The sequence below is a fragment of the Cryobacterium sp. TMB1-7 genome (assembly GCF_004402435.1).
GTDB classification, from domain to species: Bacteria; Actinomycetota; Actinomycetes; order Actinomycetales; family Microbacteriaceae; genus Cryobacterium; species Cryobacterium zongtaii.
Window position 1 is genome coordinate 283,578 of the sequence record NZ_SOFZ01000020.1, and the last position, 13,984, is coordinate 297,561.

Here is a 13,984-nt window from a genome sequence, read left to right on the forward strand (position 1 = left end):
CCGTGCCTACCCGCGTACGGGGGTGCGCCCGACCGGCCCCGCCGCCGGGTCAGGGAGCGGGGACGATGCTGACGACGCTGGAGAGCGGCAGTGTGCGCTCGATATCGGCCCGACGGTCCCGGGCGCGGAACCGGCCGCCGCCGACGCTGGCCGGTTCGAGGAGGTAGTCCACCACATCGCCGCCGGGCATCTGCACGCTCACCAGCACCGTCTGCCGGTGCTTGATGGCGGAATCCAATTGCCGGGCCAGCCAGGCGTGCGCGGCCTTCGCCTCGCCGCCGTCGGTGGCGCGCAACTCCTCGACGAGCGCGACCGTGGGGTCCGGTATCTCCACCCGGCTCGAACGGAGGACGGGGTGCCGGCGCGGATGCACCACCTCACCTGCCGCGTTCTCGGCGGCGACGGGGTAGCGGGCGTCGGTGAGCGCCCAGAACACAGTGCCGGCGGGATGGGGGCTGGTGAGGCGGCTGGGGGAGACCGTTGTCAGCGCGAGCGCCGTGAACGTCTGGTCGACGGCGATGGCGCCGAGCACCGCGGTGTCCTCGGACGCGATGTAGCTGGGCCCGGCCGGGTCCTCCGGGTCGATGCGGCCCACCCGCACCGTCCCATACCGGCTGGCGGCGTCACGGATGAGGTAGTCCACCGGCTGCGGGACACCGGTGAGCGAGATCGTGGCCAGGAAGTGCAGGATGGAGTCTGCGTCGTCGCCGGTCGCGAGGGCGCGGTTGACCGACGCACCGCTCAACCGGTAGCTGGACGCCAGCTCGCGGCTCTCGACATCCGCGAAGGTGCGCAACCGGGCGTCGATCGAGGCTGACAACGGGCCGGGGGCCACGATCGAGAGATCGTGCTGCAGGTAGACGGTACCCACCTCGGCGGGCAGCGACGCGGCGATGGCGGCGATGGCGGCGTCGATGTCGCCGCGGAGCACTGAGGCGCCGGCCGGGCTGGTGGACTGGCGAGCGGTGATGCCGATCAGCTCGCCCTCGTGAGCGAAGTCGGCGATGCGGTCATCCATCCAGGTGCCGCCGGCCGGGTACAGCCAGTCCACAAAACGGTGCAGGGCATCGCCCCAGGCCACGCCGGGCCGCTCGGCGACGATCTGGCGGACGTCGGCGGGCAGGGCAGCCAGCCAAGATGCGGCCAGCACGCCCCAACGGGCCGGTGCGTTCTCGAGCAGCCAGGCCACTCCCTCGGCGGACTCCGACCAGTAACCGGAGCCCAGGGTGACCAGTTCGGCGCGGGCGGCGATGCCCACAAGTGGGGCAACGGCGTCCAGGTCGACCCGCATGGCGACGGAAAGACGTTTGGTGTCCGGCAGGCCGAGGCCGCCCCGACTGAGTTCGCGGGCCGGCTCCTGGCTGAGTTCGGTGAGGAGTTCGGCGATCGAGGAGACGGCGGTGAAGGCACGCTCGGCGGCCAGTCGCTCAGTGAAACGGCTGTCGGTGGCCGAGAGCGGGGCCAGTGGGGTGGGGGCGGGCACCCCGGCCAGCTCGGCGGCGCTGGGCAGGCCTTCCTCCGGCCAGGACCGAAGGCGTTCGGCGACGGCTGCATACGGCCGCACGGTGTCGCCTGTGCGCACCAGGAGCAACAGCTCGTCGAGGCGGTCGACGCGAGCGGAGATGTCGTCGGCGTTCAGGGTGTCGTGCCCGAGGTCGGCCAGTCGTTCGACAAGTTCGACCATCGGGGCGGCGCCCAGTTCGCCGGCCACGGCCAGAACGGCGAGGGTGCTGCGGTCCAGGTGCGCGAGCGTCGACTGGATCGCTGCGGGCTCGAGGAGCGCTTCGGCGAGGTCGAAGAAGTCGTGGATGCCGTGCGGGGGAATCGATCGGAGCACGATAGTGCGGCGCAGTGCTGCGTCGTTCAGTGCGCGGAGGCGTGAGGCGAGCGTCAGCATGTCGGTTACTCCAGTTTCTGTCGAGCCTCGCGAGCACGGCGGACTCCGCTGACGACCATCAGGGCGATGATCAACAGGAAGCCGAGGGGAAGACCGAAGAGGGGCAGAGTGAGCACGGCGGGCCAGACGCCCTTGCTGAATCCGTCGTTGTCGCCGGCCCCGGCCGCGGTGCCGAGAATCACGGCGAGGAAGGCCAGGATGGACAGCCCGACCACACCCGCAACCATGTAGGCCAGGATCTTCTCGAGCCGGCCGGGGTCGTGGGGAGTTTGAGTGGTCACAGACCTAAGGATACGGGGCATAGTCAGCTACAACGGAATATGCTGAGTGAAGCGGCGCGTATTCTGCGCGCCTCAAAATCACAGCGAGGTTCAGATGCCCACCGGCAAAGTCAAGTTCTACGACGAGGAGAAGGGCTTTGGCTTCATCACGTCCGATGAAGGCCACGAGGTCTTCCTGCACGCTTCCGCAGTGCCCGCCGGAGTGACGGTGAAGGCCGGGATGAAGCTCGAGTTCGGCATCGCCGACGGCAAGCGCGGCGCTCAGGCGCTGTCCGTGCGCGTGATCGAGGCTCCGCCGAGCCTGGCCAAGCTCAGCCGCAAGCCGGCTGACGACATGGCCATCATCGTCGAGGACCTGGTGAAGTTGCTCGACGGGATCGGCTCGAGCCTCCGCCGCGGTCGGTACCCCGACTCCGCGCACAGCAAGAAGATCGCGGCCGTGCTGCGCAAGGTCGCCGAGGAACTGGATGCTTAATCCTTTCGACCCCACCCCGCCCCAGGCCCCGCCGGTCGTTCCGACCGACACCCCGGCGGCTGAGGCTCCCGTCGACGAACCCACGGCCGACGAGACCACTGTCGTCGACGACGGCCGGGCGGGTGCGACGGGGGACGGTCCCGCCGAGGACGCCGAGGACGCCGACGACGTTGCCGACGACGAGGTCTTCGAGGCCGATGAGGTGCTCGTGGCCGCCGTCGACCAGGCCAGGTCCGCTCTCGAACTGATCACCCCGGCCGACACGATCGGTGAACCGCTCGGTTACATCGTCGAGGGTGAGCACGTGCTGTCGCTGCTCTTCGACTGCCTGATGACCGGTTACCCGGGCTGGCGCTGGACGGTCAGCCTGTCCCGCGTCGACGGCGACTCCGAGCCGCAGGTGCTGGAAACCGAACTCATGCCTGGCGACGATGCCCTGCTCGCTCCGGAATGGGTGCCGTGGAGCGACCGGCTCGCTGACTCCAAGGTCGCCGAGGAGCTGGCTGCCGCCGGGTTCGCCGAGTCCGACGACGACGACAGCGACGACGATGACGACAGCGACGACGACGATCATGATGATGACGACGACGACAGTGACGACGACGACAGTGACGAGGACGACGACAGTGACGACGACGACGAGAGCGCAGAGTCCGACGACGCCGTCGACAACGGCGTCGACGTTCTCGACGGGATCGACGTGGACGAGGCGCTAGCGGCGTCTGAACAGCACGAAGCCGAGTCCGCAGAGGCCGAGGCCCAGACCGATGACGGCGCACCACAGCCACCAGCCCAGGCCGGCGTCGTTCAGTTCAGCTCGGAAGACGACGGCCAGCACGAGCAGCACTAGCCAGCCGACCGAACCCGCTGCCACCGCTTTCCGCGCATTAGCGCGGGCGGGCAGCGGGTCGGGCCGCCGTTCGCTGTCTCTGAGCCAGAAACGCATGGGCGACTAACCCAGGTTGGCCACTACGTATTCGATCGACGAGACGAGCTTGCGCACGTCCGCCGGGTCGATGGCCGTGAAGGTGGCGACACGCAACTGGTTGCGACCGAGCTTGCGGTACGGCTCGGTGTCGACGATGCCGTTGGCACGCAGGATTTTGGCAATGGCCGCGGCATCGATCGCGTCGTCGAAGTCGATCGTGGCGACGACCTGTGAGCGGTGGCTCGGGTCGGTCACGAACGGCGTCGCGTAGTCCACGGTCGCGGCCCAGTCGTAGAGCACCGAGGAGGACTCCGCGGTGCGCGCCGACGCCCAGGCCAAGCCGCCGTTGCCGTTGATCCAGTCGAGCTGGTTCTCCATCAGCAGCAGGGTCGACACGGCGGGCGTGTTGAGCGTCTGCTTGAGACGGGAGTTGTCGATGGCGTTCTTGAGGCTGAGGAATTCGGGGATGTACCGCCCGCTGGCGGCGATGCGTTCGACGCGCTCAATGGCCGCGGGGGAAAACAGAGCCAGCCAGATGCCGCCGTCAGAGGCGAGGTTCTTCTGCGGAGCGAAGTAGTAGACATCGGCCTGGTCGGCCTCGAAGTCGATGCCGGCGGCGGCGCTGGTGGCGTCGATGACGGTCAGGGCACCAGCGTCTCCGTGCACCCGGGTGACCGGGGCCATCACGCCGGTAGACGTTTCGTTCTGCGGCCAGGCGTACACGTCGATGCCCTCGGTGGGTACGGCGGTGGCGCGCGAGCCGGGGGCGGCCTTGATGACATCGGGAGCCGTGAGGAACGGCGCGGCGGCGGCGGCGGCGAACTTGCCACCGAACTCACCGAAAACGAGGTTCTGGGCGCGGGTCTCGATGAGCGAGAACGCGGCAGCGTCCCAGAACGCGGTCGAGCCGCCGTTGCCCATGACGAGCTCGTAGCCCTCCGGGGCGCGGAACAGGTCGGTGAGGCCGGTGCGGACGCGCCCGACCAGGTTCTTCACCGGTGCCTGGCGGTGGGAGGTGCCCAGGATGCTCGCGCCGGCGCCGGACAGGTAGTCCAGCTGCTCCTGACGGATCTTGGACGGGCCGCAGCCAAAACGTCCATCGGCGGGCAGCAATTCTGTGGGGATCTGTAGGTCCGGCATAACAGGATTCTAGTTGCCCGCCTCGCACGGGTAGTGTTGTGGCGTTGCACATATGGCCGAGCGGGAGGCTGCGGATGACTGACCTTATCGACACGACCGAAATGTATCTCCGCACCATCCTCGACCTCGAGGAGGAGAACATCGTTCCCCTCCGGGCCCGCATCTCCGAGCGGTTGGGTCACTCCGGACCGACGGTGTCCCAGACCGTCGCCCGGATGGAGCGCGATGGTCTCGTCGTCGTCTCCGGCGACCGGCACCTCGAGCTCACTCTCACCGGCCGCACCAAGGCCGTGCATGTGATGCGCAAGCACCGCCTCGCGGAACGCCTGCTCAGCGACGTCATCGGTCTCGAGTGGGAGTTCGTCCACGACGAAGCCTGCCGCTGGGAACACGTGATGAGCGAACAGGTCGAGCGCAAGATCCTCGAAATTCTCGGTCACCCCACCGAATCCCCGTACGGAAACCCGATTCCCGGCCTCGACGAACTGGGCGACTCCCCGGCCGTGGCATTCATGGCGGGCGTCACCAACCTGCTCGACGTCGTCGCGGCGTCGCAGGCCCCCGTGACTGCCGTCATCCGTCGGCTGGGGGAGCCCGTGCAGTTCGACCCGGTTCTCCTCGCTCAGCTCAAGCAGTCCGGTGTTCTGCCGGGCAACACCGGTGTGTTCTCCGCCGTGGGCTCCTACGTTCTGGTGCAGGTGGAGGGCTTCGGCGCTGGCCTGGAACTACCCAACGAGGTCGCCGGTCACATCTTCGTGACCACCCCCGTCACCGGCTCCTAGCCGGACCGGATTTCCGGCGAAATTCACCGTCCTGTTACCAATTCGTTAGAAATCGTGCATTTTGGGTGACAAACCGGATTCGGTCACGTAGCCTCGACCTGCCCACAGATCAGAGACCGATCGTCGGGCCCGCGCAAGACGTCTCTACCCTTCCCGTCGCTTGCTGCGGAAATTCACGCGTTCACTCGCACCTGGACGGGGCAACTTCCTAGTGTTGTCGAGGCGCCGGAGGTCCGAATTGACTCTGTTAAGAAGAAGACTGTCCAGCCGCGGTCGACGTGCCACTGCTGTGGCCATACGCCCCGCTCCGGCCGATCCGATGCGCGCGACACAATCCGAGGTGGGGCCGCGCATCGTCATGAGGCCGGGGGAGCCCGTCAGGCGATCCAGACTCCGCAGCACAGTGGGTCCGGTCGTGATGATGACCCTGGCCACCGGTCTCGTCGCCACCATGGCGCTGCCGGCCTACGCGTTCGCCCCGGCGGACCCCGCGGGTAACTTCGCGGCCACGGACGCCACCGAGCTGACCCAGGCGGGCGCCCAGGGGGTGGCCGTCGATGACGGTGCCGCTTCGGTCTCGGTCGCCCAGGACGCCTTCGCGGCCACGCCACAGGCTGAGATCGACGCCGCCGAGGCCGCCGAGGCCGCCGAAGCCGCCGAGGCCGCGCGAGCGGCCGCGGCGACCTCAATGACCACCTATGCGGAGTCGTTCACCGGCCCGTCGGCGGCCGACTACCTGGCCAGCTCGGCCTACCCGAGCTTCAGCCTCTCGTCGGTCTACAGCGTTGCGTTGCAATATCAGGGCGTTCCCTACGTGTACGGGGGTGCCACCCCGGCCGGGTTCGACTGCTCCGGCTTCGTGATGTACGTATATGCACAGTTCGGCATCTCCCTGCCTCACTCTTCCACCGGACAGGGCGCGGCCGGCACCCGGATCGACCTGGCGGATGCCCAGCCGGGCGACCTGGTGATCATGGACGGCCACGACGGGTTCTACGCCGGCAACGGCAACATCCTGCACGCGCCGTACGAAGGGGCGGCGGTGCGGGTACAGCCGATCTGGACCGCTGACTATTACATCGTGCGATTGGGCATCTGAGCCGTTTGATCTGGCCGCTCCTGAGACCGCCCGGGTAAACACTGGGTTACGCATAGCACAAATGGTGCGACACGTTTTCGTAGCGCACCATTTGTGGGTTAACCTGATGCCCTGATGTTCTGCGGGATTTTGGGAGAGCCAATGCGCAAGCTACGCACGATCCACACCATGGATGTGCGCGGACACTTCGCGCTGCGGCACAGCAGTCAAATCTGTCTGGGTGTCGTGTGCCCCGAGCACACCGAAGCCCATGGGGCGTTGTCATGATGACGACGCCCTTTTTGTTTGCCCGCATCTCCTCCCCGTCGACGCCAGACAGCAGTTCGAATGGCTGGAAGCCGTCCAGCCTTTTTCGAAAGGGAGCGCATGCGCACACTGGTCCTCAACGCGGGATATGAACCTCTCGCGGTCGTGTCGTTCAAGCGGGCACTCGTGCTCGTCATGAACCAGAAGGCAACAATCATTCAGGCGGACCAGGGGCACCCGGTCTGGGCGGCGACGGAGTCGTGGGAGCGGCCCAGCGTCATCCTGCTCACCCGTTACGTGCGCCTGCCGCGGTCGCGGGCCGTGCCGGTCAGCAGGCGCGGAGTGCTGCGGCGCGACGACCACCGCTGCGGCTACTGCGGCAAGAACGCCAGCACCATCGACCACGTGCAGCCGCGGTCACGCGGCGGCCGCGACACCTGGGACAACCTCGTGGCCTGCTGCCTGCGCTGCAACAACCTCAAGAGCGACCGCACACCCGCCGAAATGGGCTGGGACCTGCGCTTCGACCCCCGGATGCCGCAGGGCACCACCTGGGTGGTCAGTGGCGTGGAACGACCGTTGCCGCAGTGGGACGAGTTCCTCGCGCCGGCCGCCGCGTAGTCTCATCGCTCGGCTCGACTTTGTGGATGTGCACCCCTTTGTAGTGCCATTGTCACGAAAACGTAACGCTCAACGTGACAGCCGCCCACGCATCGCCTACAGTTGAAAAGTCCCCCCTTCCGGTAGTGGCTGTTTAGAGGATTATCTGTGACTCATTCCGGCCCCGCCGGCTCGCCTGAGGGCGTCGGCGCGTTACCTTCGCGCCGCGAGGCCCGGGCCCAGCGCGCAGCCGCTGAGGCATCCGGCACTTCCGCCGTCGTCGTTTCTTCCGAGGCCGTTGTCGTGCCCGCCGAGGCCGTCATCGTTCCCGCCGAGTCGGTTGAAGTCTCCGCTGAGTCCGTCGACGTCACCGCCGAGTCCGCTGTCGTTTCCGCCGAGGCGATGGTCGTCACCGCGGTTCCCGTACCGCCGGTTTCGATCCGGTCGGTGTCTCCGGACCTCGCCGTCATCGTCGGCAGCGTGAGCACCTCGGCCGACGAGTCGTCAGCCCAGGACGACACCGTTCCGCCGCGTGCGGTCCGCCCGGCCCGGTTCCGGCCGTTCTCCACGCCATCCGCACCGTCCACGGCACCCGCCGGCGCCCGCACCGGTCCCGCCCGGCGGCCCGTCAAGCGCCGCAAGCAGTTCGCGAAGATGGTTACCCTGCTGGCGATCCCGGCCATTTTCCTCACTGCCGCGCTGCCCGCCTACGCGTTCACCCCGCAGGGCGGCTCGACCGCTCTCACTGCCAAGGCCTCCGGGGACACCCAGGCCGTCACCGTGGGCGCCGCCGCTGCCGCCGTGACTATTTCGGCCGACAGCTTCACCGCCACGAGCCAGGCCGAACTCGACGAGATCGAGGCGAACATCGCGGCGGACCTCGAGCAGCAGCAGGTTGCCGAAGAGACCCGCAGCTCCGCGGCCGAGTACGCCGTGGTCGGCATCCGGGCCGAGGGTGACGACTACCCCTGGCGGGACGCCGCCACCGAATCCCAGGGCGGCGGGTTCTCCCCGCTCGGCTACTACTACCGCGAGTGTGTGGACTTCGTGGCCTGGCGGCTCAACCGCGACGCCGGCGCCACCGGCCCGTTCAAGTGGACCTGGTCGACGATGACTCCCGGCGGCGGCAACGCATCCGCCTGGGCCAACGCCTGGGCGAACAAGGGTTGGGCCAGCAGCAAGGCACCCGTCGTGGGTGCCGTGGCCTGGTTCACCTACAACCACGTCGCCTATGTTCAGTCGGTGCCGGGGGACGGCACCGTTGTGCTCGAGGAATACAACTGGAACGGCTCGCACGCTTATCACACGCGTACAGTGCCGGTCAGCGAGGTTCCGGTCTACCTCTACCCGCCGACCTAGTTTCTGTCGCGGCGTGCCCGCCTCCGAACGAGGGCAGCCCGGCGTACCTGCGCTCAACCGGCGCGGATAACGGCTAAACTTTCCCGGTCAGCCTCTGTAGCTCAATGGAAGAGCAGTTCCGTCCTAAGGAAAGGGTTGGGGGTTCGAGTCCCTCCAGGGGCACCCCGCACCGCCGCAACAGATTCAGCTCCCTCGCCGGGAAAAGGTCGTCGCCGAAGGTTGGTACCTTCGAGGAATGAAGACTACGCGGTGGGCAATCCTAGGACCTGGCGATATCGGCGGCTGGTTCGCCCGGGCTCTGCCCGGCTCGGCGCACGGCACTCTGCACGCAGTCGGCAGCACCAGCCCCGAGCGGGCGGCCGCGTTCGCGGCCACGTACGGGGCGCCCGTCACCGGAAGCTACGAGGATCTCCTCTCCCGGGACGACATCGACGCCGTGTACATCTCCACGGTGAACACGACCCACGCGGACCTCGCCGTGGCCGCGCTGCGGGCCGGCAAGGCGGTGCTGTGTGAGAAGCCGGTCGCGCCGACCGTGGCGGAGGTCGAACGGGTCCTGGATCAGGCCGCGGCCTCCGGACTGCCGTTCGTCGAGGCGTACAAGCACCGGTTCGGACCGTTCGCGCGGGCCCTGGATGCCGCCGTCGCCAACCGGGAGGTCGGCACTTCGTTGCAGCTGGTCGCCTCGTTCGGCTTCGCGGCGGGGCAGCGATCGGGACGCCTGTTCGATCCGGAGCTGGCCGGCGGGGCGATCCTCGACGTGGGCGGCTACCCCGTATCGCTCGCGGTGGCACTCGCCGCTGCTGCCGGCGTTGACCCGGCAGACCTGACGGTCACCGTCGCCACGGGCGAGGTCGGCGACACCGGCGTGGACGAGCACGCCAGCGCGACAATTGCCGCGGCCGGATTCTCCGCGGAGGCGGAGTGCTCCATCGTCGCCGAGCTGCCGCGGTCGGCGAGGCTCAGCGGGAGCGCCGGGGTCATCGAGCTGGCCGATGTGTTCGGCAGCCGCAGCGACTCGGCCGCGTCGTTCCTCGTGCGGGCGGATGGCCGTGACCGACTGGTGGAGGTGCCGACGGTGGATCCGTTCGCGGCAGAGGCCGATGCCGTGTCGCTGGCCCTGCTGGACGGGCGGACCGAGGCGCCCGAGGTGCCGTGGGCGCACAGCCGCAGCGTCGCGCGCCTGCTCGCGCAGTGGCGGGCCGGACTGGACGCGGCACCGCGCGGCTGAGCGCATCCGAAGCCGGTACCGACGCGTGAGGCGGGTCAGGCGCCGGTATGCGGGTGGCGCGCCACCCGCATACCGGCGCGGCACCCGCATAACGCGATCGGGTGCGACGTGGGGGCACCGGTCACCGGAACTGGGTCAGCTTCAGGACCAGATGCTCGTCTCGAACCCGGTCCAATTCCCGGCGGGCTGCGATCGACTCGGGAGCGAGAGCGGGGCGTTCCCGGCGACGAGCCCTGACGGGCCGGCGACCCCAGCGGATCAGCGCGACACCGAGGTGCATGGCAGCGCGGTCGATCAGGCCTACGCGGCGCGCCGGGTGCGCCTCGGGCGAGAGAACGGGTTGGGGTGGGTGATCGTGGCGGCCCGGATCGGGCGCCAGTTGGGTATTCATGATGATGCGTTCCTTAACGAGGACGGTTCGCGAATCCGGGCGCTCTGGAAGAACGTTCGGGCTCGCAGAATGAAGGGTGGCCGCGCACGGCGGCACGAGGGCGACGCACGGAGTGCGCGCCGCTCACGGGGTGAGTGACCCGGGCAGACGGATGCAGAAGGTGCGGGATGCACAGAGTGCGGATGCTGCCTGGTCGGGCTTCGAGAGCGTCACCACCGTCTGGACCGGTGGGTTACCTACTGGCCGATCAGGCGGTGAAGACGCCGACGAAGCCGGCGGTGGTACGGAATGCGAATGCAATCTTCTGAGTAATCACGCGAGGCTCCTTTCGTCGTATGGCGTAGGCATCACCGTAGCGGGCAATCCGCTCTTCGCGCAACACTTTCTCGCACTTCCGTGGCCGGGCCCGGCTGGGTACCCTCGAAGTATGTGTCGGAACATTCATCAGCTTCACAATTTTGAACCTGCCGCCACCGACGACGAGGTGTATGCGGCGTCGCTGCAGTTCGTGCGCAAGATCAGCGGGGCGACCAAGCCGTCGAAGGCCAACGAGGAGGCCTTCAACCGGGCGGTCGCGGAAATCGCCCACACCTCGCGGCATCTGCTCGAAGACCTGGTCACGACCGCTCCGCCCAAGAACCGCGAGGTGGAGGCGGACAAGGCCAGGGCTCGCTCGGCGAAGCGGTTCGCCGCGGCCTGATCGACCGGCAGTGTTGGGCCGGGTCAGGACTCCGGGAGTTCCCGCGGCACGGTGATCGCGTCGACCAGGGCGCCGTTTCGCCAGACCGTGATCTCGATGGGTGTGTCGATCGCGGCCTCAACCATCAGCTGCTGCACTGCTGTGGCCGTGACCACCGGCTGCCCGGCGAGTTCGACCACGATGTCACCGCGGTGCAACCCGGCCTCCTCTGCCGGGCTGCCCGGGGACACTGCCGCCACCCGTAGGCCGGTCGGCGAGCCGATCCGGGCCGCCAGGGTCGGTGGCAGCGGCACCTGGGCGCCGGCGATGCCCAGCCAGGCCCGCCGCATCCGCCCGGTGGTCATCAGCGCCGTGATGATCGCCCGGGTGCTCACATTGATCGGCACCGCCAGCCCCACTCCGATGCCCGCCACCGCGGTGTTGACCCCGACCATGCGCCCGGTGCTGTCGGCCAGCACCCCGCCGCTGTTGCCCGGGTTGAGGGCGGCGTCGGTCTGGATCACCTCGTCGATCACCCGCCCGGACCGGGTGGGGAGCGACCGGCCGAGCGCCGAGACGATGCCGGCGGTGACGCTGCCGGCCAGACCCAGCGGATTGCCCAGGGCCACCACCACCTGGCCGACGCGCAACCGCGCGGCGTCGCCGAACCGCACCGGCGGCGGGGTGGCATCGCGTGCGTGCAGCACGGCCAGATCGGAGAGGGTGTCGCGGCCGACGACGTCGACCCGGCTCCCGGTGCCGTCGGCGAACCCGACGTCAGCGGTGCCGGCGCCGGCTACGACATGGGCGCTGGTGAGGAGGAATCCGTCGTCGGTGATGACACTCGCGCTGCCCGCTCCCGCTCCCTGGGAACTGCGCACCGAGACACTGGCCACGCTGGGCAGCACCCGCGTGGCCACGGCCGTGACGGTTCTCGAGTAGGCGTCGAGCAGCCCGTCGTCATCCATCGCCGGGATATCGTTCATGGCACCAGAGCGTACGTCCGTCGGATTGGACTGTGGGCGCCGTTCGCTGCCAGCAGACTGGGGCTTCGAGACGACGGGACGACGGCGTGCCGCGAGGGTCGGCGTGCCGGCGGCGAGTGCCGAAGACACCGATGGGTTCGCCGGGTGCCGCCGGCCGGATCAGTCGCCCTCCTCGAGGGAGTCGGCGACCTCGCGTGCGTGGCGGGCGCGGGTTCTGGAGTCCTCCACAGCGGTGTGCGCCTCGGCGCGGGCGTCGGCCAGGGCGCTCTCGTCGGCGACGACGGAGGCGAGCGCCGCGGAGGCCGTATCCAGCTGTTCCCTAAGCTCCACAATCTCCGCTTCGAGGCTGGTCCGGCGAAGCGTGAGCCGGTGGGCGCGACGGTCCAGGGCGTCGACTTCCGCCTCGGCGACGTCCGCATTGCGCTCCAGACGTTGCGCTTCCCGCCTGGCCTCCTTCCGGCGGCGGACGTCGGCGAGTTGAACGGGATCCGGCAGTGCCGCGCCGCGGGAGCGGCCCCGAGGCGCCGGCCACGACTCCGGATCAGACACGGCCACGGCACCGTCCAGGTCGACGGGCTCATAACCGACCGCCCGCAACGGCTTGACCAGAAGTCCGCTGGCGATTGCCGCGGCGGCCGAAGGATCAGACGTTGCGGCCTGCAGGGTCTGCTCGACCTCGCCGACGACGCTTGCAGTAGGCCGGTGACCGAGGCCGGCGGCGAGGTCGGCGCCCGCAGCGGCGAGGGCGGCGATGGCGACTCGGCGCTCGCCGCCGAGCCGCCTGAGCGCGTCCCGCTCGAGATGCTCCTGCGCTGTGCGCATCTGTTCGCCGAGGTCGAGGAGCACAGTAAGTTCGTCGACGTTCTCCCGGGCGAGGAGGTTGACCACCCAGGCCGCAGGAGAGGGTTTCTTCATCACCGCGACCTGCTTGGCGAGAGCGGCATCCGATGACTTCAGCTCCTGTGCCCTGGCATTGCGCGCGGCCGTGAAGTCCTGGGGCCGAAGGCCGTACAGTTCCCGAGCGACATCCGTGAGAATTGCGACCATGGGACCATCCTCGTCCGCACCGGCGGCAGCCGCCAGCACCACGCGGTCCCAGGCACGGATGGTGCCTCAGCGGATGCGCACCCCCGAGGCCTTGAGCTCCAGCGCGGCGAGTGAGCGCATCACCTCGGGGTCGCCCCGACGCCACGCGGACACGGGGTCGGCGTCGACCGCCGCGAACACCGACAGCTTCTGATTCGTCAGGGCCCGCAGCGCGAGCAGGTCCACGGTGATGCCTGCGCGAACCAGCCGGCGTGTCGTGGCCGCCCGGCGCGTGAACCGCAGGCGGGGTACGAGCCAGAACAGCAGGATCGTCGCGACAGGCACGACGGCGATTCCCCATCCCAGGCCGACGGCGAGATTCAGCACGGCCTCCTGCTGGCTGCGGCCGGCCGCCTCCAGGCTCTGGCCCGCGCCGCTGGCGGCCTCGAACGGTGCCCGGATGCCGCCGCCGATGAGCGGCATACCGCCGAACCTGTCGCCGATGTCAGTCATCGTGGTCGAGAAGTCGGAGCCGGCGGACTCCATCTGCTCGCCGAACCGGGCGAGGTCGATCACGAGCGAGTAGACGAAAGCGCCGAGCCCGATCCAAGCGGCGATGGCGGCGACGGCGATCACGTCGACCGCGACCTGACGGGAGCGATGGGCGGCGTAGTCGGAGTAGATCTGCATCCCCTCACTATCGCGTAAACGGCGATGTCGTCGTGCGGGCTCCCTGCTCGCCGATGCCGTTCGCTGACGATCGGATCGGACCCGGCGGCCGCTGTGCGGCGGTATCGCTTCGCGGTCAGCGCGGTTACCCTGTGTGCCATCGGGTAGTCAGGGAGTTCTCACGGGAGCGGAGGA

Annotated in this window: 15 protein-coding genes, 1 tRNA gene and 1 pseudogene; 9 read left to right on the plus strand and 8 right to left on the minus strand. The window is 68.8% G+C overall.

Annotated elements, in window-relative coordinates; translation table 11 throughout:
- Nucleotides 1–49 precede the first annotated feature (49 nt).
- Together E3O60_RS08425 and E3O60_RS08430 are read right to left on the minus strand one after the other, a co-directional pair.
- Nucleotides 50–1,897, minus strand: coding sequence for a helicase-associated domain-containing protein (locus E3O60_RS08425; protein ID WP_134497758.1), 1,848 nt, complete (start codon nt 1,895–1,897; stop codon nt 50–52).
- A gap of 5 nt (nt 1,898–1,902) precedes the next feature.
- A complete protein-coding gene (locus E3O60_RS08430; protein WP_088457028.1) occupies nt 1,903–2,178 on the minus strand; it encodes a hypothetical protein in 276 nt (91 codons plus the stop codon).
- 94 nt (nt 2,179–2,272) lie between these two features.
- On the opposite strand from E3O60_RS08430, the gene E3O60_RS08435 reads away from it, so the two are divergent.
- Nucleotides 2,273–2,653, plus strand: a complete 381-nt coding sequence (locus tag E3O60_RS08435; RefSeq protein WP_088457027.1) for a cold-shock protein — start codon at nt 2,273–2,275, stop codon at nt 2,651–2,653.
- Nucleotides 2,646–3,503: a DUF3027 domain-containing protein gene (locus tag E3O60_RS08440; RefSeq protein ID WP_134497760.1), complete on the plus strand. Its 858-nt coding sequence runs from the start codon at nt 2,646–2,648 to the stop codon at nt 3,501–3,503. Before E3O60_RS08435 ends, E3O60_RS08440 begins: the two co-directional genes overlap by 8 nt.
- Here E3O60_RS08440 and E3O60_RS18865 read toward each other — a convergent pair.
- Together E3O60_RS18865 and serC are read right to left on the minus strand one after the other, a co-directional pair.
- Nucleotides 3,429–3,599, minus strand: a pseudogene (locus E3O60_RS18865) (DUF2530 domain-containing protein); the annotation flags it as partial. The gene E3O60_RS08440 and the pseudogene E3O60_RS18865 sit on opposite strands and share 75 nt — an antisense overlap.
- A gap of 6 nt (nt 3,600–3,605) precedes the next feature.
- Nucleotides 3,606–4,721, minus strand: a complete 1,116-nt coding sequence (gene serC, locus E3O60_RS08445) for a phosphoserine transaminase (protein ID WP_088457025.1) — start codon at nt 4,719–4,721, stop codon at nt 3,606–3,608.
- 74 nt (nt 4,722–4,795) lie between these two features.
- Here serC and E3O60_RS08450 point away from each other — a divergent pair, with 74 nt between their 5' ends.
- From E3O60_RS08450 to E3O60_RS08480, 6 genes are all read left to right on the plus strand, one after another.
- A complete protein-coding gene (locus E3O60_RS08450) occupies nt 4,796–5,503 on the plus strand; it encodes a metal-dependent transcriptional regulator (RefSeq protein ID WP_134408126.1) in 708 nt (235 codons plus the stop codon).
- Between the two features lie 403 nt (nt 5,504–5,906).
- Nucleotides 5,907–6,602, plus strand: coding sequence for a C40 family peptidase (locus tag E3O60_RS18475; protein WP_166788975.1), 696 nt, complete (start codon nt 5,907–5,909; stop codon nt 6,600–6,602).
- A 366-nt stretch (nt 6,603–6,968) separates the two neighbouring features.
- Nucleotides 6,969–7,469: an HNH endonuclease gene (locus tag E3O60_RS08465; protein WP_088457022.1), complete on the plus strand. Its 501-nt coding sequence runs from the start codon at nt 6,969–6,971 to the stop codon at nt 7,467–7,469.
- A gap of 147 nt (nt 7,470–7,616) precedes the next feature.
- A complete protein-coding gene (locus E3O60_RS08470; protein ID WP_134497762.1) occupies nt 7,617–8,807 on the plus strand; it encodes a CHAP domain-containing protein in 1,191 nt (396 codons plus the stop codon).
- A 90-nt stretch (nt 8,808–8,897) separates the two neighbouring features.
- Nucleotides 8,898–8,969, plus strand: a tRNA-Arg gene (locus tag E3O60_RS08475).
- A gap of 73 nt (nt 8,970–9,042) precedes the next feature.
- Nucleotides 9,043–10,038, plus strand: a complete 996-nt coding sequence (locus E3O60_RS08480; RefSeq protein ID WP_134497764.1) for a Gfo/Idh/MocA family protein — start codon at nt 9,043–9,045, stop codon at nt 10,036–10,038.
- Between the two features lie 121 nt (nt 10,039–10,159).
- Here the strand turns inward: E3O60_RS08480 and E3O60_RS08485 are convergent, their stop codons facing one another.
- Nucleotides 10,160–10,429 (minus strand): hypothetical protein, encoded by a 270-nt coding sequence (locus tag E3O60_RS08485; protein ID WP_088457019.1) that lies wholly within the window; start codon nt 10,427–10,429, stop codon nt 10,160–10,162.
- 427 nt (nt 10,430–10,856) lie between these two features.
- Between E3O60_RS08485 and E3O60_RS08490 the strand changes: the two genes are divergently transcribed.
- The gene (locus tag E3O60_RS08490; protein WP_088457018.1) at nt 10,857–11,129 is read left to right on the plus strand and encodes a DUF2277 domain-containing protein; all 273 of its coding nucleotides are present in this window, start codon (nt 10,857–10,859) and stop codon (nt 11,127–11,129) included.
- A gap of 23 nt (nt 11,130–11,152) precedes the next feature.
- On the opposite strand, the gene E3O60_RS08495 is transcribed toward E3O60_RS08490, so the two are convergent.
- The 3 genes from E3O60_RS08495 to E3O60_RS08505 all read right to left on the minus strand — a co-directional run bounded on the left by E3O60_RS08495 (nt 11,153) and on the right by E3O60_RS08505 (nt 13,810).
- Nucleotides 11,153–12,094: a S1C family serine protease gene (locus tag E3O60_RS08495; RefSeq protein ID WP_241990263.1), complete on the minus strand. Its 942-nt coding sequence runs from the start codon at nt 12,092–12,094 to the stop codon at nt 11,153–11,155.
- Between the two features lie 159 nt (nt 12,095–12,253).
- Nucleotides 12,254–13,141 (minus strand): hypothetical protein, encoded by an 888-nt coding sequence (locus tag E3O60_RS08500; RefSeq protein WP_134497766.1) that lies wholly within the window; start codon nt 13,139–13,141, stop codon nt 12,254–12,256.
- A gap of 66 nt (nt 13,142–13,207) precedes the next feature.
- The gene (locus E3O60_RS08505) at nt 13,208–13,810 is read right to left on the minus strand and encodes a hypothetical protein (protein WP_088457015.1); all 603 of its coding nucleotides are present in this window, start codon (nt 13,808–13,810) and stop codon (nt 13,208–13,210) included.
- Nucleotides 13,811–13,984 lie beyond the last annotated feature (174 nt).